20 protein-coding genes are annotated in these 21,758 nt (G+C 47.8%); 4 read left to right on the top strand and 16 right to left on the bottom strand.

Annotated features, from left to right (window positions below):
- The first annotated feature begins 131 nt into the window (after positions 1-131).
- Entirely contained in the window at positions 132-1,805 is a 1,674-nt protein-coding gene (locus ACIDITHRIX25_RS000000101975) for an ABC1 kinase family protein (RefSeq protein ID WP_082058646.1), read from the top strand.
- Positions 1,806-2,204: 399 nt separating this feature from the next.
- Here ACIDITHRIX25_RS000000101975 and ACIDITHRIX25_RS000000101970 read toward each other — a convergent pair whose 3' ends face one another.
- The 5 genes from ACIDITHRIX25_RS000000101970 to trpC all read right to left on the bottom strand — a co-directional run bounded on the left by ACIDITHRIX25_RS000000101970 (position 2,205) and on the right by trpC (position 6,136).
- Complete coding sequence (locus ACIDITHRIX25_RS000000101970) at positions 2,205-2,519, bottom strand: hypothetical protein (RefSeq protein ID WP_152626015.1); 315 nt, start codon at positions 2,517-2,519, stop codon at positions 2,205-2,207.
- A 126-nt stretch (positions 2,520-2,645) separates the two neighbouring features.
- On the bottom strand, positions 2,646-3,440 hold the full coding sequence (gene trpA, locus ACIDITHRIX25_RS000000101965) for a tryptophan synthase subunit alpha (RefSeq protein ID WP_249685824.1): 795 nt from the start codon (positions 3,438-3,440) through the stop codon (positions 2,646-2,648).
- Between the two features lie 14 nt (positions 3,441-3,454).
- A complete protein-coding gene (gene trpB / locus ACIDITHRIX25_RS000000101960; RefSeq protein WP_052605700.1) occupies positions 3,455-4,645 on the bottom strand; it encodes a tryptophan synthase subunit beta in 1,191 nt (396 codons plus the stop codon).
- Positions 4,642-5,325, bottom strand: coding sequence for a phosphoribosylanthranilate isomerase (locus tag ACIDITHRIX25_RS000000101955; protein ID WP_082058645.1), 684 nt, complete (start codon positions 5,323-5,325; stop codon positions 4,642-4,644). The genes trpB and ACIDITHRIX25_RS000000101955 overlap by 4 nt, the downstream gene beginning before the upstream one ends.
- Before the next feature lie 13 nt (positions 5,326-5,338).
- The gene (gene trpC, locus ACIDITHRIX25_RS000000101950; protein ID WP_052605699.1) at positions 5,339-6,136 is read right to left on the bottom strand and encodes an indole-3-glycerol phosphate synthase TrpC; all 798 of its coding nucleotides are present in this window, start codon (positions 6,134-6,136) and stop codon (positions 5,339-5,341) included.
- A 674-nt stretch (positions 6,137-6,810) separates the two neighbouring features.
- Here trpC and ACIDITHRIX25_RS000000101945 point away from each other — a divergent pair.
- Positions 6,811-7,497 (top strand): response regulator transcription factor, encoded by a 687-nt coding sequence (locus ACIDITHRIX25_RS000000101945; protein ID WP_200891254.1) that lies wholly within the window; start codon positions 6,811-6,813, stop codon positions 7,495-7,497.
- 82 nt (positions 7,498-7,579) lie between these two features.
- Positions 7,580-8,944: a HAMP domain-containing sensor histidine kinase gene (locus ACIDITHRIX25_RS000000101940; protein WP_052605697.1), complete on the top strand. Its 1,365-nt coding sequence runs from the start codon at positions 7,580-7,582 to the stop codon at positions 8,942-8,944.
- 33 nt (positions 8,945-8,977) lie between these two features.
- Here ACIDITHRIX25_RS000000101940 and ACIDITHRIX25_RS000000101935 read toward each other — a convergent pair whose 3' ends face one another.
- The 4 genes from ACIDITHRIX25_RS000000101935 to ACIDITHRIX25_RS000000101920 form a co-directional block, all read right to left on the bottom strand.
- The gene (locus ACIDITHRIX25_RS000000101935) at positions 8,978-9,844 is read right to left on the bottom strand and encodes a YgfZ/GcvT domain-containing protein (protein WP_201732061.1); all 867 of its coding nucleotides are present in this window, start codon (positions 9,842-9,844) and stop codon (positions 8,978-8,980) included.
- A 551-nt stretch (positions 9,845-10,395) separates the two neighbouring features.
- On the bottom strand, positions 10,396-11,160 hold the full coding sequence (locus ACIDITHRIX25_RS000000101930) for a 3-oxoacyl-ACP reductase (RefSeq protein ID WP_052605695.1): 765 nt from the start codon (positions 11,158-11,160) through the stop codon (positions 10,396-10,398).
- 145 nt (positions 11,161-11,305) lie between these two features.
- Positions 11,306-12,673 carry an aldehyde dehydrogenase family protein gene (locus ACIDITHRIX25_RS000000101925; RefSeq protein WP_052605694.1) on the bottom strand — a complete coding sequence of 456 codons (1,368 nt, stop codon included), beginning with the start codon at positions 12,671-12,673 and terminating at the stop codon, positions 11,306-11,308.
- Positions 12,674-12,680: 7 nt separating this feature from the next.
- Positions 12,681-14,063: a glutamine synthetase family protein gene (locus tag ACIDITHRIX25_RS000000101920; RefSeq protein ID WP_283770448.1), complete on the bottom strand. Its 1,383-nt coding sequence runs from the start codon at positions 14,061-14,063 to the stop codon at positions 12,681-12,683.
- 525 nt (positions 14,064-14,588) lie between these two features.
- Here ACIDITHRIX25_RS000000101920 and ACIDITHRIX25_RS000000101915 point away from each other — a divergent pair.
- The gene (locus ACIDITHRIX25_RS000000101915) at positions 14,589-14,759 is read left to right on the top strand and encodes a hypothetical protein (RefSeq protein ID WP_160291812.1); all 171 of its coding nucleotides are present in this window, start codon (positions 14,589-14,591) and stop codon (positions 14,757-14,759) included.
- 872 nt (positions 14,760-15,631) lie between these two features.
- Here ACIDITHRIX25_RS000000101915 and ACIDITHRIX25_RS000000101910 read toward each other — a convergent pair.
- The 7 genes from ACIDITHRIX25_RS000000101910 to ACIDITHRIX25_RS000000101880 form a co-directional block, all read right to left on the bottom strand.
- Positions 15,632-15,862, bottom strand: coding sequence for a hypothetical protein (locus ACIDITHRIX25_RS000000101910; RefSeq protein WP_052605691.1), 231 nt, complete (start codon positions 15,860-15,862; stop codon positions 15,632-15,634).
- Positions 15,859-16,329, bottom strand: coding sequence for a hypothetical protein (locus ACIDITHRIX25_RS000000101905; RefSeq protein ID WP_201732059.1), 471 nt, complete (start codon positions 16,327-16,329; stop codon positions 15,859-15,861). Before ACIDITHRIX25_RS000000101905 ends, ACIDITHRIX25_RS000000101910 begins: the two co-directional genes overlap by 4 nt.
- 461 nt (positions 16,330-16,790) lie before the next feature.
- Positions 16,791-16,946, bottom strand: coding sequence for a hypothetical protein (locus tag ACIDITHRIX25_RS000000101900; RefSeq protein ID WP_160291811.1), 156 nt, complete (start codon positions 16,944-16,946; stop codon positions 16,791-16,793).
- Between the two features lie 607 nt (positions 16,947-17,553).
- Positions 17,554-18,819: a hypothetical protein gene (locus tag ACIDITHRIX25_RS000000101895; RefSeq protein WP_201732058.1), complete on the bottom strand. Its 1,266-nt coding sequence runs from the start codon at positions 18,817-18,819 to the stop codon at positions 17,554-17,556.
- Positions 18,820-18,824: 5 nt separating this feature from the next.
- A complete protein-coding gene (locus ACIDITHRIX25_RS000000101890) occupies positions 18,825-20,369 on the bottom strand; it encodes a sulfatase family protein (RefSeq protein WP_201732057.1) in 1,545 nt (514 codons plus the stop codon).
- Entirely contained in the window at positions 20,370-20,786 is a 417-nt protein-coding gene (locus tag ACIDITHRIX25_RS000000101885; protein WP_052606500.1) for an SRPBCC family protein, read from the bottom strand. It lies immediately after the preceding gene.
- Between the two features lie 5 nt (positions 20,787-20,791).
- The gene (locus ACIDITHRIX25_RS000000101880) at positions 20,792-21,694 is read right to left on the bottom strand and encodes a TetR/AcrR family transcriptional regulator (protein WP_201732056.1); all 903 of its coding nucleotides are present in this window, start codon (positions 21,692-21,694) and stop codon (positions 20,792-20,794) included.
- Positions 21,695-21,758: the final 64 nt, after the last annotated feature.

Below are 21,758 nucleotides of genomic sequence, written 5' to 3'. Positions count from 1 at the left end.
CGTTGGCCATGAAGATCCAAAGTGGTGCACGTAAAAACAATTCCTTAATCGATAGGGTAAAATTGCCAATTCAAAGCTCCTAAAAGGACTTTCATACCAATAATCTGCAAGCCTTGGTAAGGTTTAACTCTGTGGAATCACAAAATATAGATGCAGCAACAAACGTAGAAGAGGCCAGCCAAATCCAGGCACCTTCTGATTATTCGATAGGATCATTTTCTAAAAACGGACCATGGGTAGTCGACCTCGACCATTATCTCTGGCTTGGAGGTATAGATCGGCTAAGGCGCCGAAGCCAGGAATCCGTACCACGCCTTTTGGCCCGAAAAAAGCTTCCTCCCACCTCCCGAGTAGTCAAAGTAGGCACCTCGATAGCGATAGCGCTAGTCATGTGGAAACTCAAAGAAAAGCCCAAAGGGAATCCCATCTCAAGGATTGGACTTTCTAGGCGACTAAAGGTCTCCTTTGAAGCACTCGGTCCGACTTACGTTAAACTCGGTCAAATTATCTCGTCAGGTGAAGGAATTTTTCCCGAGGAGCTTGTAACTGAATTCAAAGAACTCCGTGATAGAGTGCGCCCAGAACCATTCGAGATTGTCAGAAAGACAGTTGAAGAGGACCTTGGCGCAGAGCTCGAAGAGGTATTTCTAGAGTTTGAAGAAAAGCCAATAGCTTCAGCATCTATCGCCCAAGTCCACCTGGGTCGCCTTCGCTCGGGAGAACAAGTCGTGGTAAAAGTCCAGCGAAGTACCGTTGGCGACCTGGTCACACGCGACCTTGCAGCGATGGCATGGTTTGCACCCGCACTCATTGGTCGAATTCCAGTCTCAGCGCTAGCAAACCCCCCTGCTCTCGTTGAACTATTTGCTGAGACCATCGTCGAAGAGTTGGACTTTCGTTTAGAGGCGGCCAACATGTTAGATGTAGCCAGACTGCTCGCCGAGACTGATCAGCGAGCCATCGTTGTTCCAAGACCCCACCGTCGGTATGTTACGCGCCGGGTCCTAGTTATGGAACGTCTAGAAGGCTTTGCCTGGGACGACGCAATCGGAATGCGCAATGCGGGAATCGACACTTCAGCGGTTCTCAGGGCCGCCCTTGTCGGTTTCATGGAAGGTGCCATGCTCTTTGGAATCTTCCATGGAGACCTTCATGGAGGCAATCTTCTGGTTCAAAAAGATGGTACTGTTGGACTACTTGACTATGGAATAACCGGACGGCTTAGCGAGGAAAAACGACTGGCATTTCTACGGCTGCTTATGGGCGGTACGGTAAACGACGTTAGAATGCAAACCAGCGCCCTGCGCGACCTAGGAGCCCTACCAATAGATACCGATATCGAATTGGTAATAGCAGATCTGGGGCTTGATCGTCCCACCAAAGACCCGACTTCAATGTCTCCAGAAGAGCTTACCAAAGAGATCCGTGAGCTTACCAAAGCACTTTTAGGTTATGGGGCAAAGTTGCCTAAGGAGCTAATGCTCTTTATAAAAAACATGATATTCCTAGACTCATCAATCGCGAAGCTCGCCCCCGATGTCGATCTATTCTCTGAGATCACATATTTAGCTGCTTACTTTGCAACCAAGCATGGGGCTCGAATCGCAGCTGACGTGGGAGTAGACCTTCGTGAAGTGCCTGTCGATCTCGAAGGAGTCAAAAACTCACTGGGCCTCGAACAGCAAACAAACGCCATTACCTATCGTGAACTCCGAGAACGAAGAGAGATCATCCGAAGCCGAATGGAAGAAAATGCCCAACGATCACAGCGAAAATCGAAGTTTTTACCGAAGAAAAAGCACTAGGGTCACCGAAGTAAAAAATTAAATAACCACGGCGCAGCAGCGATCAGCAAATAGGTTCTTCTGCGCCATCTAGTTATTGCGCTATCCAAGCAAAAAACAATACGATCGAATTTTGGGAATTTTCCACTAGCTTTAGGTCCAAACCGCCTCGATAAAGCATCGACCGCCAAGGAGCTGAGTTAGTCATGCAGGGTCGCTCTAGGCGATGGGCTCCAATATCCGCCATCTAGAGGCGAAATTTCATTTGGAGGGACCATTGGAGCATCGATCAATCGTCAACATAGGTACATGCTCAATTAAATGTAGCCATTGAAGGTAGCGAAGCCCGTCATTTGCCCGAGACAATCTCTCCAATACCCAGAGAGATTGCTCGACATCTCAAGCCGCCAAACATATGACCTAATTCGATCCTTGGCCTTGGCGAAAGATCATATAGTTAGGGCGCGGCCGAGCATGGGCATGAAAGTGATCGGGGATCTGTCGTCGAATCTTATCTATGAAAAATTCACGCTCACCAAAATAAGAACTGGCCGCTTTTGTTAACTTTTCGATCAGGTCATCAAGCAGCTCTTCTGACAGATCAACACTGTGTTCTCGTAGAACAACCATTGGAACGTCGCAGGATTCACACAGCGCCACGAAGCAAATATCGTCTTCATAGAGCCAAGGCGTAATCTTTATCGCTTGGCAAAGCTCACAATCCGGGAATGTCATTTTTACCACCTCGCTCGGAAAGTTCACAAGAGAAATACCATCTAGGACAATTCGAGATCTCAACTCTATCTAAAATTGTCCAAGATTTTTTATATACAAGCTAAAAGCATTGAGAGGAGTTAACACCTAAAGGTCATCTAGGCCGGAGCGCAACGAGGAGATAAAGGCATAGGCACCATTTGGTCCCTCGCCATCGAGTAGTCGCTTGACCAAGGCAGACCCCACTATCACACCGTCACTAACTTGAGCAACTTCTTTCGCCTGCTGAGGAGTAGATATGCCGATCCCAACCAGGACGACCCGATCTGTAATAGCCTTTAGGGAAGATGCAACCTTCGAGGCACTCTCTGCAAGGCTAGCTCGAATTCCGGTAACGCCCATCAACCCAACACCATATACAAAGCCACGGCTAGCGCTGGCAATCTCCTGGCTACGCGAGATAGACGAAGTAGGCGCGACTAAAAGAATATTTGCTATCCCTATCGACTCTGCATAGTCTGACCACTTGTGTGACTCTTCCAACGGTAGGTCCGGAAAGATAGTTCCAGTTACTCCGCCCATCGAGAGCCACCCGCCAAAACGTTCAAATCCACTGTGAAAGACAAGGTTGCAATAGGTCATGGCAATCAACGGAACGTCGATATCCAACTTCTCCAATTGAGCAAAGATGGAAGCTGGAGTCACCCCTCGATCGAGCGCTTGCTGGGATGCTGCTTGAATAATCGGCCCATCCATAATGGGATCTGAAAATGGAATTCCGATCTCGATCGCGTCAGCTCCAGCCTCAGCGATAGCCTGAATAGTCTCTAACCAGCTGTCGTCATAGCCCCCTGTCACATATGGCACGAGGATCTTACGACCTTTTGCTCGCTGGCTTCTTAGCCTCACCTCAAGACTACAAGAGGTTTCATTCTCTATCAAAATCTCACCCAAATCTATTGAAAATAACCAAGCATATGTGCAACGGTCTCAGCATCTTTATCGCCTCGACCAGACATCGTCAAAAGCACACTGGAGCCAAATGGAATCGCCTTACCAGCCTCTCTGACGATATAGGCCAGGCCATGAGCTGGTTCTAATGCCGGAATAATTCCCTCGGAACGTGCAAGTAGCTGAAAGGCACTTAGGACCTCTTCATCATTCACACTCTCATATTGTGCGCGTCCAATAGCACTCAAATAGGAGTGCTCGGGGCCTACACCGGGATAGTCCAAACCCGCCGAAACTGAATGAGCCTCCTGTAGCTGACCAAATTCATCTTGTAAGAACTGGGAACGCATTCCATGGATAACACCCGGCACACCACGGCCCACTGCAGCTCCACCAGCTGGTTCAACACCTATAAGAGCCGACCGAGATTCAACAAAGGCGTGGAAGGTGCCTGCTGCGTTGGAGCCTCCCCCAACGCACGCTATTACAAAATCTGGATCATTGCCAATTAGCGCATTGATCTGCGGTCGAGCCTCTTCGCCTATAATCTTTTGGAACTGTCTTACCATATAGGGATATGGATGCGGCCCCATAACTGAACCAATGCAATAGTGGGTATCTTCTACACATGCAACCCATTCGCGCATTGCCTCATTAATCGCATCCTTCAGCGTCCTAGATCCCGAAGTGACAGCAACGACCTCCGAGCCCAACAACTTCATCCTAAACACATTGAGCGCTTGACGTTCGGTATCTAATTCGCCCATATAAACGGTGCATTTAAGGCCAAGTAGCGCCGCTGCTGTGGCGGTAGCAACGCCGTGTTGGCCGGCCCCAGTCTCTGCAATAATTCTGGTCTTACCCATACGCTTGGTCAAAAGGGCTTGACCGATCACATTATTTATCTTGTGGCTACCCGTGTGATTTAGGTCTTCCCTCTTCAAATAAAGTTCTATTCCAAGAGAGCGTGAAAGGTTGTTACACTTTGTGACCGGAGATGGTCGCCCACCGTAACTATTGAGAATCGACAGGTATGTGGCCATAAACTCTGGATCAGCCCATGCCTCATTAAATGTCCGCTCGAGTTCCACGACTGCATGGTTTAAAGACTCAGGGATATATCGACCGCCAAAGTCCCCGAAGCGGCCATCAAAATCTCCACTAATTGCTTTTGGATCCTGGCTAAGATTTGTCAAAGGTGTTCCTCCCAATTGAAGATCGGCGAACTTGAAGTAGCACTTATGCTATCGCCAAGCGGGTCCCTATCTAGAGTCACAAATGCAGACTTCGCATTTGAAATAAAAGCGCGAAGCGCAACGGGGTCTTTCTTTCCAGGAGCGGACTCTACCCCACTTGAGACGTCAACCCCATATGGTCTAACCGTGGTAATAGCCTCTCGAACATTTTCGCTATTTAGTCCACCTGCCAAAATAATCCTTTTGGGCATGTGTTCTGCCTCAATGATCGACCAATCAAAGGCCTTTCCTGATCCAGGCTGTGCACTATCGACTAAAAGTGCATCTACTGGATAGCGAAAAAAAGATCTAATCGACATTCCATCTGCCGGAAGCGCCTTGATGAGGTAGTTGAGCCTCAATCGCAGCGATAACACGGTCTCGACACTCTCGTTTCCATGCAGTTGAGCACCGCCCAGCCCAACCGAATGAACTATTCTGACCAACTCATCTGGATCCTCGTTTACAAATACACCGATAGTCAAAATTTCACTTGGCAAGCGTTTGATAATATCGCGCGCAACATTGACAGAGACCATCCGGGGAGAGGGTGCAAAGATAAAGCCAAGGGCATCGGCTCCAAGCGCAACCGCCAAAAGGGCATCTTCCTCATTTGTGATACCACATATCTTGATAAACATTTCCGACAACGCCCTAACTTGGTTGGCCACTTAAAACAAATTCGGCAGTGCTATTCCTAGGAGACCCCGAGCGAACAAGTGATTCACCAATTAAAGCTGCATCAAAACCGGCCGCCAAAAGCTCGCTCATCTGCATCGGTGTGGAGACGCCAGATTCAGCCACCTTGATAGCCGACGATCCAATTAGTGGAGCAAGACGACTTGCAAGATAGGTGTCGATCGAAAAATCTCTCAAATTACGCTGATTTATTCCGATAATTTGGGCCCCGATGGCCAGTGCTATCTCAATCTCGGCCTCATCGTGCGTCTCTACTAAAACATCCAACCCAACTTCGAGAGCACAAGAATGTAGGTCTCTAAGCTCATTGGCCTCTAAACCAGCGACGATCAAAAGAACTGCGCTGGCACCGTGAATCTTCGCATCGTAGATATCTCTTTCATCTACAGTAAAGTCCTTGCGCAATATAGCAATCGGCAATGAAGAAGCTACGACATCTAGGTCATCCAAAGAACCACTGAAGAACTCACGATCGGTTAGAACTGAAATTGCCCTAGCTCCGCCTTGGCTATACATGGTCGCAAGAGCTAGTGGATCTCTGATTTCATTTAGTTCCCCCCGTGAGGGCGATCGCCTCTTACACTCTGCAATTACAGATACACCCAGATCTTGCCGGAGGGCACCCGCCAGAGACGGTGGAGCCTTTATTTCCAAAGCTTGATCACGGAGATCTCTTCGATCACGACGATCAGCCTTTGATCGATCTCGATGCCATTGCATTATCTTTTCTAAGTATGTGCCTTCAACGCCCACTTACGATCAGATCTACCTTTGTCTTTAAAACTTTAATTTCCAAAATGGGTTGCACCCAAGGCTAGCCAGACCAAAGCACTAAACCTCCCAAGAAGAGCCAAATGCGAGGATTGGCTGTATTCTGCCCATCTATCAATTCCATGGATCAATCTCTAGAGAGGTATGCATCCTTACATTTTATGAGAATCGTCTCGAAATCGAAAGATGTGGCAATTCGAATAGATCCTACAAGGGGCGCGACTGCCAAACTGAAAAGCCTTGCGTTGTCTATAAATCGCTAAAAGCCTAGAAGGTGGCCCATTAGGTTGGCGTACCCGAATCATTTGAACTCTTTGATTTTGAGCGAAAAATACTTTAGACGAGAGACACATAAGGGTCGTGGAGGATTTATCCAGGATTCCGCTTATGTGGGCAAAGGCAAAAAACTAATAACTGAAATAGAGCTATTTAAGGTACGACTATTGATTTGTATCTATTTGACTACAATTAACTCCAAATCAAAAGCACCGATCTAGCGACTCTTAAATTCCAATTATATAAACGCCCTAAAGGAAGTCACGATCCAAAAAGCTCATCAGATATCCTAAAAGTCACTGATGAACCTCATTGATCATATTTTCCTAAACATCTCCATCTAGTTTAAGTGACAGGCAAGACCATCAAGGCGGAACCAATTGACAAATAGCCAAAATGTGCTAACGATTGCAATCATCGAAGACGATCCCGATATCGCTGACCTTTTAAACAGCTATCTTCGAAAAGAAGGCTACCGAGCCCTAATAGCCGGTGACGCCCATTCCGCTCGCCAACTAATCGAAACCGCAAGCCCATCGCTGATCTTATTGGATCTTGGTCTACCAGGTGGAGTAGATGGCCTTGAATTGCTCAAGGAGATTAGAGGTAAATCCCAGGTGCCAATAATGGTGGTCACGGCTCGAGATGGCGAGATCGACCGAATTTTAGGACTTGAGCTAGGAGCAGACGACTATGTCGCCAAACCGTTTTCACCTCGGGAAGTAATCGCACGCATAAAGGCGATACTGCGGCGAACCGATACCTCCACGCCAGCACCCACACCACAGATGGAGGCTGGAAATATCAAAATTGACACCTTCGCACACCGTGTTACATGTAGCGGCATTGAGGTTGCTCTTACCACTAAGGAATTTGAGCTCCTGCGATACTTGGTACTGAATCGCAAGATTGCCCTGAATCGAGATCAGATTCTCGAGGCAGTTTGGGGTGTCGAGTGGTTTGGAGATGAGCGCACGATCGACGTTCATATTCGACAGTTGCGCAAAAAATTCAAAGACGAGTTGAATTTAGTGACCCTATGGGGAGTTGGATACAGGCTCGAGTGAATCAAGATCACCACTAAGGACTGTAGCTCGCAACGAACAAAGATATTTACGAAGATCAATAAGATGAAAGGTCACCTAGAAAATGCGACATCGACTAGCACTAACTATATCATTGGTAGTACTAGTGGCTCTCATCGTTGCGGGAACCGGAGTTGTCCTAATCCTAAGGGCCCAAGTCCAGCATGGAGCGGTCGTTCAACTAAGCAAAGAGGTTGAGACGATCGCCAACCAAGCAAATATTGCAAATGCTCAAATCCTAAGGTTGATCCGGATCGCAGCCGCTTTGGACGGCGCCAAATTAATTCCAATCAACCAAACCACCGGGATGCCCCTCTTCAACCTACCGCGGCCACTGATCGCCTCGATATTTTCGCCAACAAAAATCCTTGGAGGCTATGGCCAAAGTGGAGTCTTTAGAAACTTTGCATACGCGGCACTACCAATTCATACCGGTGTCGGCTCGCCACAATCTAGGTTAAACCTCTTAGTTATCACCCGTGCGATTCCGCCAATTCATACCGCAATCATCTTCCTAGCGATCACCATGCTGACTGCCATCCTTATCGCAATAGTTGCAGCTGAGGCGCTGACCTTCAGATTGACAAAACCAATACTTGGAGTAATCGCCACAACCTCCAAAATCGCCAAAGGAGACTTTGAGGCTCGCATTCCAGATGACCCGCAGAGATTTAAAGAACTTGACCTTCTGATCGAGTCGATCAATACGATGGCGCAAGATCTAGCGGAATCAAAGGATGCTCAAAGTCAATTTCTCCTTGCGATTTCACATGATCTTAGAACGCCTCTGACATCGATCAAAGGTTACGCAGAAGGGATTATAGATAGTGCGGTAGAGCCCAACGACGGTGCCAAGACGATTCTAAACCAGGCAAACCGCCTAAGCCGCCTCGTAGGAGATCTACTAGATCTAGCAAAGCTCCAGGCCAACACCTTCTCACTCTCCATTCAAAAGATTGACCCCAAGATGATTGCCGACCAGGTAGCAAGGGTTCTTGGGGACAAAGCAAGGCGAAGTCAGATCGACTTTAAATACCTTCCCTTTTCAACTTCATCCGATCTTGAGATCCAAGGCGATCCAGATCGATTGATTCAAATTCTGACCAACATCGGTGATAACGCCTACAAGTTTGCAGCCACGCGCATAGCACTTACATGTTCGATACAAGACAACGAGATAAGAATCACTATCGCAGACGATGGTCCAGGAATTTCAGAAACCGCCAAAGAGGCAATTTTCAAACGCCCTTACCAAGCTGGAGATACTAAAGCAAGAGAGGTTGGCTCGGGCTTTGGCCTTCTGATTGCATCGCGACTGGCACAAAACATGAACGGTAGGATCTCTTATAAATCTCCCTTTGTAGAAAATAGCTCCGGAACGGCTATGACGGTTGCCTTTGATCGATCAGATTTAAATCTGGACCTCTAATTTCAACAACAAAGACTCGATGGAAGCGCTAGTTCAAAAGATCGCAGCTACTTTGACTTCCTTGGCCGTTTCGCCCAGGAAGGTTAGATTATCTGTCACAAAAGCTCTAGTGACCCTCATAAAGCCGACGGTCTCATAGCTAGAGAGATCATCTAGAACGATCTTGGGATTCAATTTAGCCAACTCTAAAAGATCGTGGGAAACCGCCGCTATTGAGGTAACAAAGCCTACGCCTTTAGAGTTCTGAAATACCTCCGCACCAAGTTCATCACTAAATCCAGTCCCTGCAAAGGCCATTACCAACGATGGCGCCTTCGCCCCTCTCGAATCCACCCTCTCAACTAACTCTTGGCCCGTATAGCAACCTTTAGTAAATGAGGCATAGCGACCAAGCTCACCAATTGAATTAGGAAGTGCCCCTAAAGCTATATCTCTGATGGAAACCGGCCAATTCGAGATCGCACAAAGGCCGATGTAGCTCGGGTCAATAGCGCCATCGAGAACCGATTCCTCGCCTCGATATGGTCGCGCCTTTTGGTAATATCCGGGAAGTGATCCGCTGGTGGCAATTGCGCTCTCTGAAAATGAGTCGTCGGTATCAACTACCAAATTAAGCCAACTATCTACTTCGATCGTTGCCTTAGTTCGAATCAAAAACATCCGCAATCGCACTAGCACTGCCTCCAATGCGGCAGCCGGAACTATTAGGACAAATTCATCTTTGCTAATCCTATGGATTTCAGCCAAGGATACCAGATGGCCATTTGGCTCAAGAAGTAGAGTTGGTGAGGTCTCCCCGACTCCCAGTTCCAAGATATCGGCCGATAGTTGCGAATGAAGATATTTGGCAGCATCGGCTCCCGAAATATTTAGAGAAACCGCGACATTAAAAAACAACATAACTATCAGAATTCCTATTTTTCGATGATCGAGACCTCTCGATACCACCAAAGTAACGAGGAGATAATGCAAAAGAGACGGATGCGTGCTATCTACAACGCTTAAGTTCTGAAAATAATTCATTCCTCAAATGATCAGCCAACGCCAAAGCCGCCGCACCGGAGTTGTCCTGTTTGATGGGCCAAAAATATCGGGCCAAAAATCCAACAATCTAGCGCTATCTCTCGAGCCAGCGAAGATGTGATTCGCTCCCGTCGATGCCTACGAAGCATAAATCCATCATCGATCTAAGGACCAATGTGCTACCCCAAAGCTACCATCGCCAAGTTGGCTGCCATCACCAACTTGGCGAGCCTCAAATCGAAAATAGCACATAAGTGTTCTCGTGGTAGCGGCCCTTTGAATCAAAAAAATCATCTCACCTTGCAAATCGTAACGACCACTCAAAGGGCCGACATGGCCTAAATCTTATGAAAAATATTCAAGGCTCGATTGAAAACGATCCAATAGAAGCTACAGAACCCGAGGCTGATGATTGCTCGAGATATGATCTAAAGCGGCGTCACATAGGCACCGGTCAGGCCTCCATCCACCAAAAAGTTCGAAGCGGTCATAAAGGATGCGTCGTCCGAAGCCAGGAAGGCGACGGCAGCGGCGACTTCGCTCGCCTCTCCAAAGCGTCCCATCGGGATATGCACAAGGCGTCGTTGAGCTCGCTCAGGATCCTTAGCGAATAGCTCTTGAAGTAATGGGGTGTTGATCGGTCCAGGGCTAATTGCATTCACCCGAACACCAGATCTCGCAAATTGAACCCCGAGTTCACGCGTCATCGCCAAAACTCCACCCTTAGAAGCTGTGTAAGAGATCTGCGACGTCGCTGCACCCAAAGTTGCGACAAAGGATGCGGTATTGATAATGCTTCCCTTTTTCGCCGCCAACATATGAGGTAGCACCGCTTTGCAGCAAAGAAAGACCGACTTGAGGTTGACATCTTGCACACGCTGATAGGCGTCGATTGAGGTATCAAGGATTGAATCGTCATCGGGAGGAGAGATCCCGGCGTTATTAAAGGCTATATCGATTCGACCAAATCGATCTATAACTTGCCCGACCATGGCATCAACGCTCGCAGGATCAGCTACATCGGTCTCAATCGCCAATGCACCAAAATCTGAGGCCACCTTGAGTGCGCTAGTGATGTCAAAATCTGCAACCACCACCTTTGCCCCCTCCGAGACAAACCTCTCAAGAGTAGCCTTTCCTATCCCAGAGGCACCGCCAGTAATTATTGCGACTCGATCTTCTAAACGACGCATTCCCTAAAATCTCCTTCTCAATGCGGCCTGAACTTAGCCAGAGCCACCAAATCGTTACTAAAACTACTTATTTGACCCAAAAAATTAGCTGCTGCTATCGCCTTGGGGCGGCAACCAACCACTCCTGTGCCTCTTTGCCAAGGGGTTATATCTCAGTGCTTATAAAGACATTTTTAACTTCACAGAACGAATCGGGCGCATCCGGTCCAAGCTCACGGCCAAGCCCCGACATCTTATATCCCCCAAATGGCGTCGAGTAACGTACCGATGAATGCGAGTTGACCGAAAGGTTCCCACTTTGTACACCCCGAGCAACTCGAAGGCCACGTCCAAGGTTGGACGTCCAGATGGAACCCGAAAGGCCATAGTCTGAATCATTTGCGAGCGCTATCGCCTCTTGCTCATCTTTGAACTTAGTAACCGTTACCACCGGACCGAAGATCTCCTCGCGAAATAGGCGATGCGACGGATCAATACCGCCGATAACAGTGGGTGGGTACCAAAACCCCGGCCCCTCAGGAGCACTACCCTTGAACAAAACTAACGACTCATCGACATATGAACGCACAGATTCTCTGTGTGATGCCGTAATCAACGGACCCATCTGTGATGTTTCGAGACTAGGATCCTCGACCCTCACCCCTTTGACCGCCTCTTCAAAACGCTCCATAAACTTGTCATATATGCTCTCTTGTACCAACAGCCGAGAACGAGCACAACAATCTTGACCAGCATTATCAAATACCGAAGAAGGGGCAGATGCAGCCGCTTTGTCAAGGTCAGCATCGTCAAAGATAATGTTGGCACTCTTTCCACCCAACTCCAAGGTGACGCGTTTGATTTGATCGGCCGCCAGTCTCTGTATGCGACTTCCAACTGCGCTCGATCCAGTAAAGACAATCTTACGTATTGCTCGGTCTAAAACCATAGTTTCGCCAACGTCGCTCCCAGAGCCGGTCACCACTTGAAAAACGTCCTCTGGGATGCCAGCTTCAAGGGCGAGTTCCCCCAATCGGATAGCAGTCAGTGGAGTCACCTCTGCTGGCTTCAATACGACAGTGCACCCAGCTGCTAGAGCGGGCCCAAAGCCCCATGATGCAATCGGCATGGGAAAGTTCCACGGCACAATTATCCCCACAGGGCCAATTGGCTCTTTGAAAGTAATGTCAATACCTTGAGCCACAGGAATCTCACGACCTCCAAGGCGCTCTACGGACCCTGAATAATAGGCAAGAACGTCAGCTACATTGTTGGCTTCCCAAATTGCATTAGAGATAGTGTGGCCAGAATTTGCCACCTCAATATCGGCCAATTCCTTGACGTGGGATCGAACGGTCTCGGAGAAATTGCGCAGTAACGCAGCCCTCTGAGATGGTGGCACCAACTTCCAAGAAGCGAACGCCGAAGTTGAGCGCTCTATTGCCCTTGAAGTTTGTTCGGGGGTATTTCGAACAACCTGGCTGATTTGAGATTCATTTGACGGATTTACAACGTCAAAAAGAGAACTAGACATTTGTCAACTACATCCTTTCGAAACTTCTGAATCGTTCCCAGTCGGTCACGGAACGATTAAAAGCATCCAATTCGACCTTTGCCATATTGGCATAGTGGTCAACAACATCATCGCCAAAGCTGGCGCGATTGAAGGCGGAGGATGAAAAGTCATCCAGCGCACTTCTGAGCGTATCTGAGACTCTGGGAAGATCACCATCATAGGCACTCTTAGGATAAGGCTCCTCCAGCGTCATGCCCGAGTCAACACCATCAAGGCCACTAGCGATCATTGCTGCAATAACTAGATAGGGGTTTGCATCCCCACCGGGCAGGCGGTTCTCATATCTCAGACCAGGGCCACGTCCGACAAGACGTATGGAGCATGTTCGATTATCGATACCCCAAGCAATGGCCGTCGGCGCGAAGGATCCTTCCACGAAGCGTTTATAGGAATTTATATTGGGGGCCATAAAGAGAGTCGTCTCTCGCATGTGCGCCAACTGGCCTGCGATGAAGGCGCTTCCAAAGTTGGAAAGCTTCTTAGGATCAATAGGATCAACCATTGTTAGCGAGTCATCAAGACCACGTATCGACAGGTGGGTATGACAAGAAGATCCTTCCCGCTCGTTGAACTTGGCCATAAAGGTTATCGACTTCTTACGTGCCGCTGCGATCTCCTTGGCACCCAACTTGTAGACAACGTGATTATCCGCAGTCCTAAGTGCGTCACTATAGCGAAAAGCAATCTCGTGCTGGCCTAGATTACACTCGCCCTTAACCGACTCGACCTCCATGTTCGCACCGGTCATTCCAAGGCGGATCTCGCGAAGCAGACCATCTATCCTTGAGACCCCCAAGAGGGAGTAGTCGACATTGTACTTATTTGCGGGCTTGAGATTTCGATAACCTTCCTCCCAAGCCTCTTCGTAGGAGTTCTCAAAGACGATGAACTCCAGTTCAGTTCCGACAAGTGCCCTAAGTCCACGATCGGCTAGACGCTTGAGTTGCGCCTTTAGAATTGACCGGGGAGCCTGCCTCAGAATCGAACCGTCTTCCCACACCACATCGGCTTGAACCATCGCGGTATTTTGTTGCCAAGGAATATAGCGAAGGGTAGACATGTCGCAGGTCATCACCAAGTCTCCATAGCCACTCTCCCACGAGCTTATCTCATACCCAGATACCGTATTCATGTCGACGTCACAGGCAAGAAGGTAGGAGCAACCCTCGGTTCCGTTCGCGACAACCTCAGAAAGAAAAAAGGAGGCAGATAGCTTCTTTCCCACCAACCTTCCCTGCATATCCGTAAACGCAACGATAATGGTGTCTATCTCACCTTGTTCGATATCAGACCGAAGTCGTTCATAGGTAAGGCTACGATCACCTAAATTCAAATCGGGATAAGGCACAACTTCTCCTTAGTAAAATCTCACTGTCGACTCAACGCCTATTAGTTGATCAAAGCTACCAAATGAATGCTAAAGCTAGTGCGCGATTTACGACAAGTATCTAAAAATTAACCCTATCTCCAGGCACCATATGAAGAGCATGATTTCAGGTAGCAGACAGCCATAAAGGTTTTTTCTTGTGATCATTCTGGAGAAAAGATACCGCCACTAGCGTTCAAAGGAAACATGGCGACAATGTGACACCTCATCATAGATTTACGCTCCAACGACTCACTGACTGACTAACTGACTGACTGCCAATGCCGAAAAGTTGGTACTTCAGTTGGAGCTGATACCACACAAAGCTAATCAACCTTAATCAACTTTACCTTGTTCCTAAGAGTCTCCCAGGCGGTCTACTTGCTATCGTTGCTAGCTGAAGTCCCTGCTCGTCAGAGTGCTACCTGAGGGAGGAAGTGATGATCCAACGCGTAATTGGCCCAATGGAGGTGCAGGTTCAATGGAAACCACTCCCACCAAACAGCCATGGCCAACCAAGATTGTGATCAAGGCACAGCCAAGGAGACGCGTTGGAAGATAGTCGCAGTGGACCCACAGGGATCGACCGGCATTACAGTACCTGGATTACTTAGATATAGGCTTCGGGCAAAGAGATGGAAGGCCGACCCTAAGGCCGGCCGATTTGCCGAGTGGTAGTAGCAATGATCCTGTGAGACCACCCGGGCGAATAATCCATTCTTGTCGTTGGCTAGTCAACACTCGAGCGTGAGAAATTCTACATTTACGATGGTGGAACTTGTATAATGAGTAAAGTTGGCGAAGAGCCTTTTGTGGGTCTAGTTGCGAAAGCTTGGACAAGTCGTTGCGGCCGTTGCTGATAAGCATTCGCTCAGCTAGATAATTTAGGTCCCATTTTCCCATCGGCTTTAGCGCCATGGTGAATGCCCGTCTCTCGGGCGGCTCCACAAAATAACGCACTGTAGAGGTGTCGCACAAAACTACTATCTACAATTACAGATCTACCAGGGTACCGATATCTAGCACTACAAGGCAACCCGAATCTCGCAACTCTCGGTACTTTGGTTTTAAAAGGAGCTCGCTTTTACCTGGTCCCCGTGGTGCTGCGGTGAAAAATTCGCGAAACAAAGAGTTCCAAGGATCCCAGAGGAATTCCTGCCTCTTTACCTTGCCTGCTGCGCCAGATCACTTTATATCCTTTAGGGAGCGAATCCTCAGGTACCGGCCGAAATACATTTTCAAACACCAGCAAGTACAAACCCCATAAAACGATAACTCTGACCGATTTCATAGGGATGTTTAAGTAAAGAAGCATAAAAAACGGGAAGGTCACCATTGCCAGGATTATGCGTCGGATATGAGGATCGTTCCGCATGAATTTACGGACGCCTTTGAAATTCATTGTCCACCCTCTCTCATATATCTATCGAGCTGAATGTGCAGGTTGAGCACCTACGAGCCCAATCCATTCAGCTTGGAATTGATTTTGCGGATCTCCACTCCCTTGACGACAAGCACAGCTCCGACCGTTGTATCTATAGGTTTTTAGATTAAATCTCATCTTCTTGAGTCGCCTTAAGTGCCTGCAGTTCACCTTTGACTCTGTGATAGAGAATGCCGTAAGTCACGATCGTGACAACTAAGTCGAGAAGAATCTCTAACTGAAATCCGTGACCAACATGGTAAAAAATAAGCACCAACGCAGTAGATCCAAAGAAGACAAGGAAAATCCACAATCCAAGTTCTTTGCCGACGCGAAACACATTCACCTTCGCCATCATGGTCTCGCCGTATGCGCAGGACTCGCTAGAGATCCAATAGCCATAATCCAACCCCATGCACCAGTCTCAGATGCACAGCCCACAGCGAATTGAACTCCTGCTGTCTGAATCTCGCTGGAACCCAACGCTATCACTCCAAAGCCTGCGAAAAGACATGCCCCACCAGCTTCCACAAGCAGCTTGACCAACGGAACGTCCGATGCGCAAAAACTTACCGGACCGAACCTAGCCAAATCGTAGTTAGTTTCTGTGCAAAGGTGCAGATTATTTGGACCGTAAGTCGCAGGACCACTGAAATATGTAGTTCCGCCTCCGCCTATAAGTAAGTTCGGTTTGGGAAGTGGGATCGAAGAAAGTTGGGATGCGCTTGCTGCTAGGGGTGCCGATACGAAGGTCGCTGCACTAGATAGAACCGCCAATGCCCCCAAACCAACTGCGATCCTTCCTGTTATTCTTTTAATACCCACCGTAAACATCCCCTCTTTGTTATTAGCTATCATGCTGATAGCGTTCGTCAATACGGCTGGTAGAGCGAGTTCACCTATCGTGGATAAGCCCTTGATTTATTGATTCTGCCATAAAGCATCCCCATGGTTACCACCACATTCGAAGCTAACCTCCGTAGTCATAGAACACTAGGAGTAACGCTAGCTAATTATTTTGGGCTCGGCATCTGCCCAAAAGATGATTTTTCGGTTTTTCGGGTGTAATTTCTTAGCAGATTACTCACAAAAGATACTTAGATTGTGGTCTTTCCGGCTTATAAAACACCCAAAGAAATGATAGATGTAGCGAAATCGATGTGGCGAACAACTTTCTCCAAGTGTAAGCATTGCGAGCTTCCTTGCAAATACTTAGCCATTGGGAAAAAGTCTGACTTAGCAGACCTAAAAGGTACCAATCTAATTGTCCGGGCAGAATGTGATTTCTAAATCAGGTGGCTGTCTCGCATTGGGGACAATAGGCCAGAATCCATAAAGGCATTTTGGTCAATTAGCAGTAGCGGCTTCGAAAAGCCCGTAGTCAAAGGCACCTTAGAGATCTCTTTGTCTAGTTCTTGTTGTAGGCCGAAATTCAAAGCCACCCGTCACCGCCTCGTTTGATCCTTGAAACGGTAACAGATCAAACAGCGGTGAGATTTGTTGGAGCAAAATAAATATTTATAATTCAAATTCAATGGTACATTCTGGCAATCGGTTACTATAATTCCAGCTCAGAGATGTTTACTAATTCACGATTGATCTCGACAATATTAGCTTTAGCAACTTAAGATTCTTGTGCTCATGTGGCACCTTCACACTCGTTTGTGCCAAAAACACGCAATAATCACGCCTTTGTTGAACATCTTTTCATCATCAATACTCTCCACTCTCACCGACACTTGCTTGGCTTTAGATGTATCAAATACACCATTTGAAGTTCAAGATAATCTCATCTGCCTATTCATGAACGCAACAATCTAACTAGCAATTGATGAACCATTTAAAGCCGATCGCCTCTAAAGCGACTTCATAAATAGGGAATTTCAACCCCTAGTCACAGTCAAATCCGAAATGCCCCTCCTATTGGTCGGAGTTACTAATCCATCAGAGTTACTTAGCGGTTTTGAAGTACGAGTGACCTATGCAAGCCTTAGCAGAGCCGACAAAATAACTCTCGAGGTAGCCGACAGCGACCACCTCGAGCTCAGATTAGTCACAAAATGCGATACGGCTAATGGTAGAAAAAGTGCACAGATACAGGTCGTGGTTGAAACCTACAGCCGGGAAGAGGACTGACTGAACGGGACTACCGGTGTCAACCCTGACGACCTCGTCACCGCTTTCAATCTCCAAAATTACCATTTGTGCGATATTTCGCTCCAGATCATAGTCATCGCTTACCACCAACCCCTCGTCTCTGAGGTAGACCATATGGCCACCGTGATTTTGGGAACGGCTCCATCTCTGAGTCATATTTCCCAAGTCATCAAAGTCGAAGGCCGTAACAATGCCATTTCCGGAGTCATATCCAACTGCGATCCGACGTTCAAAATCTACAAGCGGAGGATTGGCCACAACACCCTTGGACAGGTCACTAATTCGCCCCGATGTAACTTGGCCCGATACCAAATCCACTCGAAACAATCGGACCTCACTTGACAAAGTTCCAACACCTATAAGGGTGCCGTTATAGCGATAGGAATCATCTCCGTTATCTAAAAACCAGGCACTAGAGTCCCCCACAACCACATCCCAAGCTGATCCTTGACTCTCGGTGGTCTTATATAAAGGCAAAAACTCCGAGTCCAACTCCAATTTGCCTCGAAATCGAACCCGCATCAAGGTCCGATCGCCAGCAACATAGATATCGTTAGCGACTGAACTTATTCTGGCTATCGATGGCTCTGAGAGTTCGATCACATCCAACATCTCAAGACTATCTGGCTCCAGAACCACTAAATGCGACGGCATCTGCTCTGATTTTTCAAGGACATTACCCGGACGAGAGCCGGCAAAATCCTTAGTGGCTATAGTTCCATCCTCGAGAATTACCAATCCATTGTACGGTTTGACTCTGGGTAGCTCTTTCGAGGCGAGAAGGACCAATTCTGAACTTAGGCGACTGATGTGATTGCCAAAAACAACATAGATCGAGCCGTTTGAATGAACGGCAATGCTTCCGGGCCATGTGGGTCCACCCTCTAGCTCCAAAGAGGTGACTATAGGTTCTAGCGATATTGGATCGATCTTTTCTACAAAGCACTTAGCGTTGTCGCCGCTTCCGTGGCGCAAAAGGTAGATCTCCCCTGTGTCTCTAGTTACCACCATCGTGGCAAGTGGTACAAAACGCGAAGTAACCTCTACATTTTTGCGCCCACCAATGAGACCAAGGTCGCCAGAGTGGTTCGCTATTCCAAGGCGAGAGGGCCCTCCATCTTCACCGGACCAAATTGAATTGTAATACCCCACCGACATAGCAATCAAACCGGAGCTTGGAGGATACGTCTTTTACCCGGGTGCCTAGGAAGGCTCTCCCAAATACGATCGACAAGCCCATCACGAATCGAAGTCAAGGAGGGATCACCCCAACGGTTATGGTGCTGGAGTGGATCCTGGACGATATCGTATAGTTCGCCTTCAGATCCATCATGAGAAGTACCTGGCTGATAGGTAGTACATACCCATTGATCAGCCATAATAGTGCGCAAATGAACATTTACGCCAAATAGTTCACTATCCCACTCGGTCAGCACGCACGAAAAATCCCGATTCGTTGCGTCCTCGTCGCTTATTGGAAGGGCCTTTCCTTCCATCCATGACTGAGGTGAAACTCCAGCAATTTGACAAAAAGTGGGCGCCAAATCCAATAGTCCAACCGGCTTAGTAACCGTTGATGGCCTAATTCCCGCCGACGGGGCTGGTCGCCATATCAACGGCAATCGCATTAAGCCATCTACATGATATGGCCCTTTGAAGAGCAGTCCGAAATCACCCTGCAATTCGCCGTGATCGGTGGTGAAGATAATGTCCACATCGTCATAGCATCCTTTTTCAATCAACGAAGTGATTACTCTGCCAATTGCTTCATCGATCAACTCGCACTCAACGGCATTTCGAGCATTAACCTCGCGGACCTGGTCGGCCGTCAAGGTGGCTGGGACCCATGAACTTGGCGCTTCGTAGTTCGAGATAAGGGTTCCATCGTACCACGCTCTCCAATGTCGAGGCTTATCGTCTAGGATCGCCTCACGCTGACTCTGGGACTCGATATAGCCATTAGGCAGGGGTACGTCTTTCCAATTTATTCTCGCGACCTCAGATTGAGGCGGATCCCATGGATGGTGCGGGTCTGGAAAGCTCATCCAGCAAAACCAATCCTCGTCATTGCCCAAGGTGTTGAGCCAAGAAATTGTGCGGTCTGCTACCCAATCGGTATGGTACAACTCCTTTGGAACCGGGTTAACATGCACCTGAGGGGCCCCTGTATCGCCATCACCCTCCGAATTAACATCGAAGGACGAATTCAAAACGCTATAGAATCCACCGATTACCTCCGGATGGTTTTCCAAAAGCCAACGCGAATAGTGAAATGGGCCAACTGGTCCGTGCGCAGCTGACTCCATATGCTCAAAACCACGATACAAGCCCAAAAGAGGAGAAGCCGAACCTTGGCTCATCGCATTTTCCTCAAAACGTAGAAATGGATCCAAAAATGGTTGAAAGTGAGCTTTACCAATGAGGGCGGTTCGATAACCTACTTGATTTAAGACACTAGCCACAGATGGAGCCGCAACTGGAAGAGGTACGCCATTCATCCAAACACCGTGCGTACTTGGGTACTGGCCAGTCAACATGGTTGAACGTGAAGGCATACACACTACCGATTGAGGGTGCGCTCGCTCAAAGCGAACACCCGTCCTAGCCAGTTGATCTACCACCGGTGTCGATGCCAAAGTCCCACCATTGCACCCTAAGGTATCGTATCTCTGTTGATCGGTGGTAATAAAAAGAATTTTCCGAGCCAATTAAACCTCACCTTTTGTATTTTTATCCTCTAAGATTTCGCGAAGATTCTCGAGCGCTGCACCGGCTGCACCGCCAATGATCAAGCCAAAGTTGGCTGGTTCCGCATCAACGCTATAGATAACGAGAGATCTCTCTTCATCAACCTCGATCACGTCTATGGTTGATAGATGTTCCTTGACGATCGGAGCTATTATCCGATATTGAAAACGATGAGCAACAGGATCAATCGTCACGATGGTCTCAGGCAAGCTAAGGCCGCTGCCTAAAACAATCACGCGTGTCGTACCCTCTAGAGTTGCAGAGGCAATCCCCACAAACCATCGAGAGATCGCAAGAGGATCGCCAATCATCTCCCAAATCGTTTCAATGTCAGCTTTGATAAAAACCTCATAGCGAATTGATGCCCGCTTTTGCATTTCTTTTATTCTTCCTTACGGTTTAGACTACCTTGGCCATGTGATCCTCTTGATGCATATTCACTCTGTCGAATAATTCCCATGATGGCATCGAAAAGACAATCTCGAATCTGGGCCATCGACAGGTTTTGGTCATTGACCATAAGACAATAGGCTTCAAATGAGGAGAGGACGTCAATGGCCAAGAGAGTCATATTCGAATCCATTGATTCACTCGAAGGTAAAAAATCACCCAATATCCTTGCAATTTGGTGTCTTAAAAATCTCCTATTTCTTGAGATTTCTTCTTGAAGTATAGGTTGAAAAGGTGCGTTCAATCGGGCGACCATTGCGACTGGGGAAATTGCACTAAATAGCGTAATACGTTGATCAATGAGTGCTCCAACGCGATCATTCAATGTAGCATCGGCATTCAGCTTAACTTCTAACAAAGGCAGGGATCGATAAATCGCTCGAGCAATCGCGCTACGAACTAGATCGTCGGTATCGCTAAAGTAGCGAAATATAGAGCGACCCGAAACACCAGATGCTATGCCAATCTCTAATACGCTTGGCCTAAGGTTGCCGTTGGAGTAGAGATTTAAAAGTCCATCAACGACTAGGAGTCGATTTCGTTCACGACGGCTGCGACGACCATCTGGGTCACCCGGTGTCTCCTCTTCAAAGAAAGAAGCTGAGCCCAGGATTACCTCAAACTCTACAATTGCGCAATTAGTACTAGGTACAGTAGTCGTGCTAACAGAATCGAGATCCTCGTGGCTATCATGGTCGCAATCGCCATCAAGACATGCTGCTTCACATTTAGAAGCCTGTGATAGTATCGAAAATGCCACAAAGAGAGACTTGCGAAGAAGCAACTCATCTATTGGCTTCAGACTCGATCCATCGGTGGTCACCGAAGTGCTCATGCTCTTTGCAATTCCGTATCCAATTCAATTTCCAATTCATGTTCGATCGCTAACCCAAAAGAGC

The sequence above is a fragment of the Acidithrix sp. C25 genome (assembly GCF_904848545.2).
Note: the sequence above shows the minus strand (reverse complement) of the source record. Positions and strands in the feature narration are given on the sequence as shown.

Coding starts and splice junctions, on each gene's coding strand:
- ACIDITHRIX25_RS000000101915 (WP_160291812.1), top strand. CDS start 14,589: ATGGCCAACCAAGATTGTGATCAAGGCACAGCCAAGGAGACGCGTTGG.
- ACIDITHRIX25_RS000000101895 (WP_201732058.1), bottom strand. CDS start 18,819: ATGTCGGTGGGGTATTACAATTCAATTTGGTCCGGTGAAGATGGAGGG.
- ACIDITHRIX25_RS000000101940 (WP_052605697.1), top strand. CDS start 7,580: ATGCGACATCGACTAGCACTAACTATATCATTGGTAGTACTAGTGGCT.
- ACIDITHRIX25_RS000000101910 (WP_052605691.1), bottom strand. CDS start 15,862: ATGATGGCGAAGGTGAATGTGTTTCGCGTCGGCAAAGAACTTGGATTG.
- ACIDITHRIX25_RS000000101930 (WP_052605695.1), bottom strand. CDS start 11,160: ATGCGTCGTTTAGAAGATCGAGTCGCAATAATTACTGGCGGTGCCTCT.
- ACIDITHRIX25_RS000000101955 (WP_082058645.1), bottom strand. CDS start 5,325: ATGTTTATCAAGATATGTGGTATCACAAATGAGGAAGATGCCCTTTTG.
- ACIDITHRIX25_RS000000101970 (WP_152626015.1), bottom strand. CDS start 2,519: ATGACATTCCCGGATTGTGAGCTTTGCCAAGCGATAAAGATTACGCCT.
- ACIDITHRIX25_RS000000101935 (WP_201732061.1), bottom strand. CDS start 9,844: ATGTTGTTTTTTAATGTCGCGGTTTCTCTAAATATTTCGGGAGCCGAT.
- ACIDITHRIX25_RS000000101885 (WP_052606500.1), bottom strand. CDS start 20,786: ATGCAAAAGCGGGCATCAATTCGCTATGAGGTTTTTATCAAAGCTGAC.
- ACIDITHRIX25_RS000000101880 (WP_201732056.1), bottom strand. CDS start 21,694: ATGAGCACTTCGGTGACCACCGATGGATCGAGTCTGAAGCCAATAGAT.
- ACIDITHRIX25_RS000000101925 (WP_052605694.1), bottom strand. CDS start 12,673: ATGTCTAGTTCTCTTTTTGACGTTGTAAATCCGTCAAATGAATCTCAA.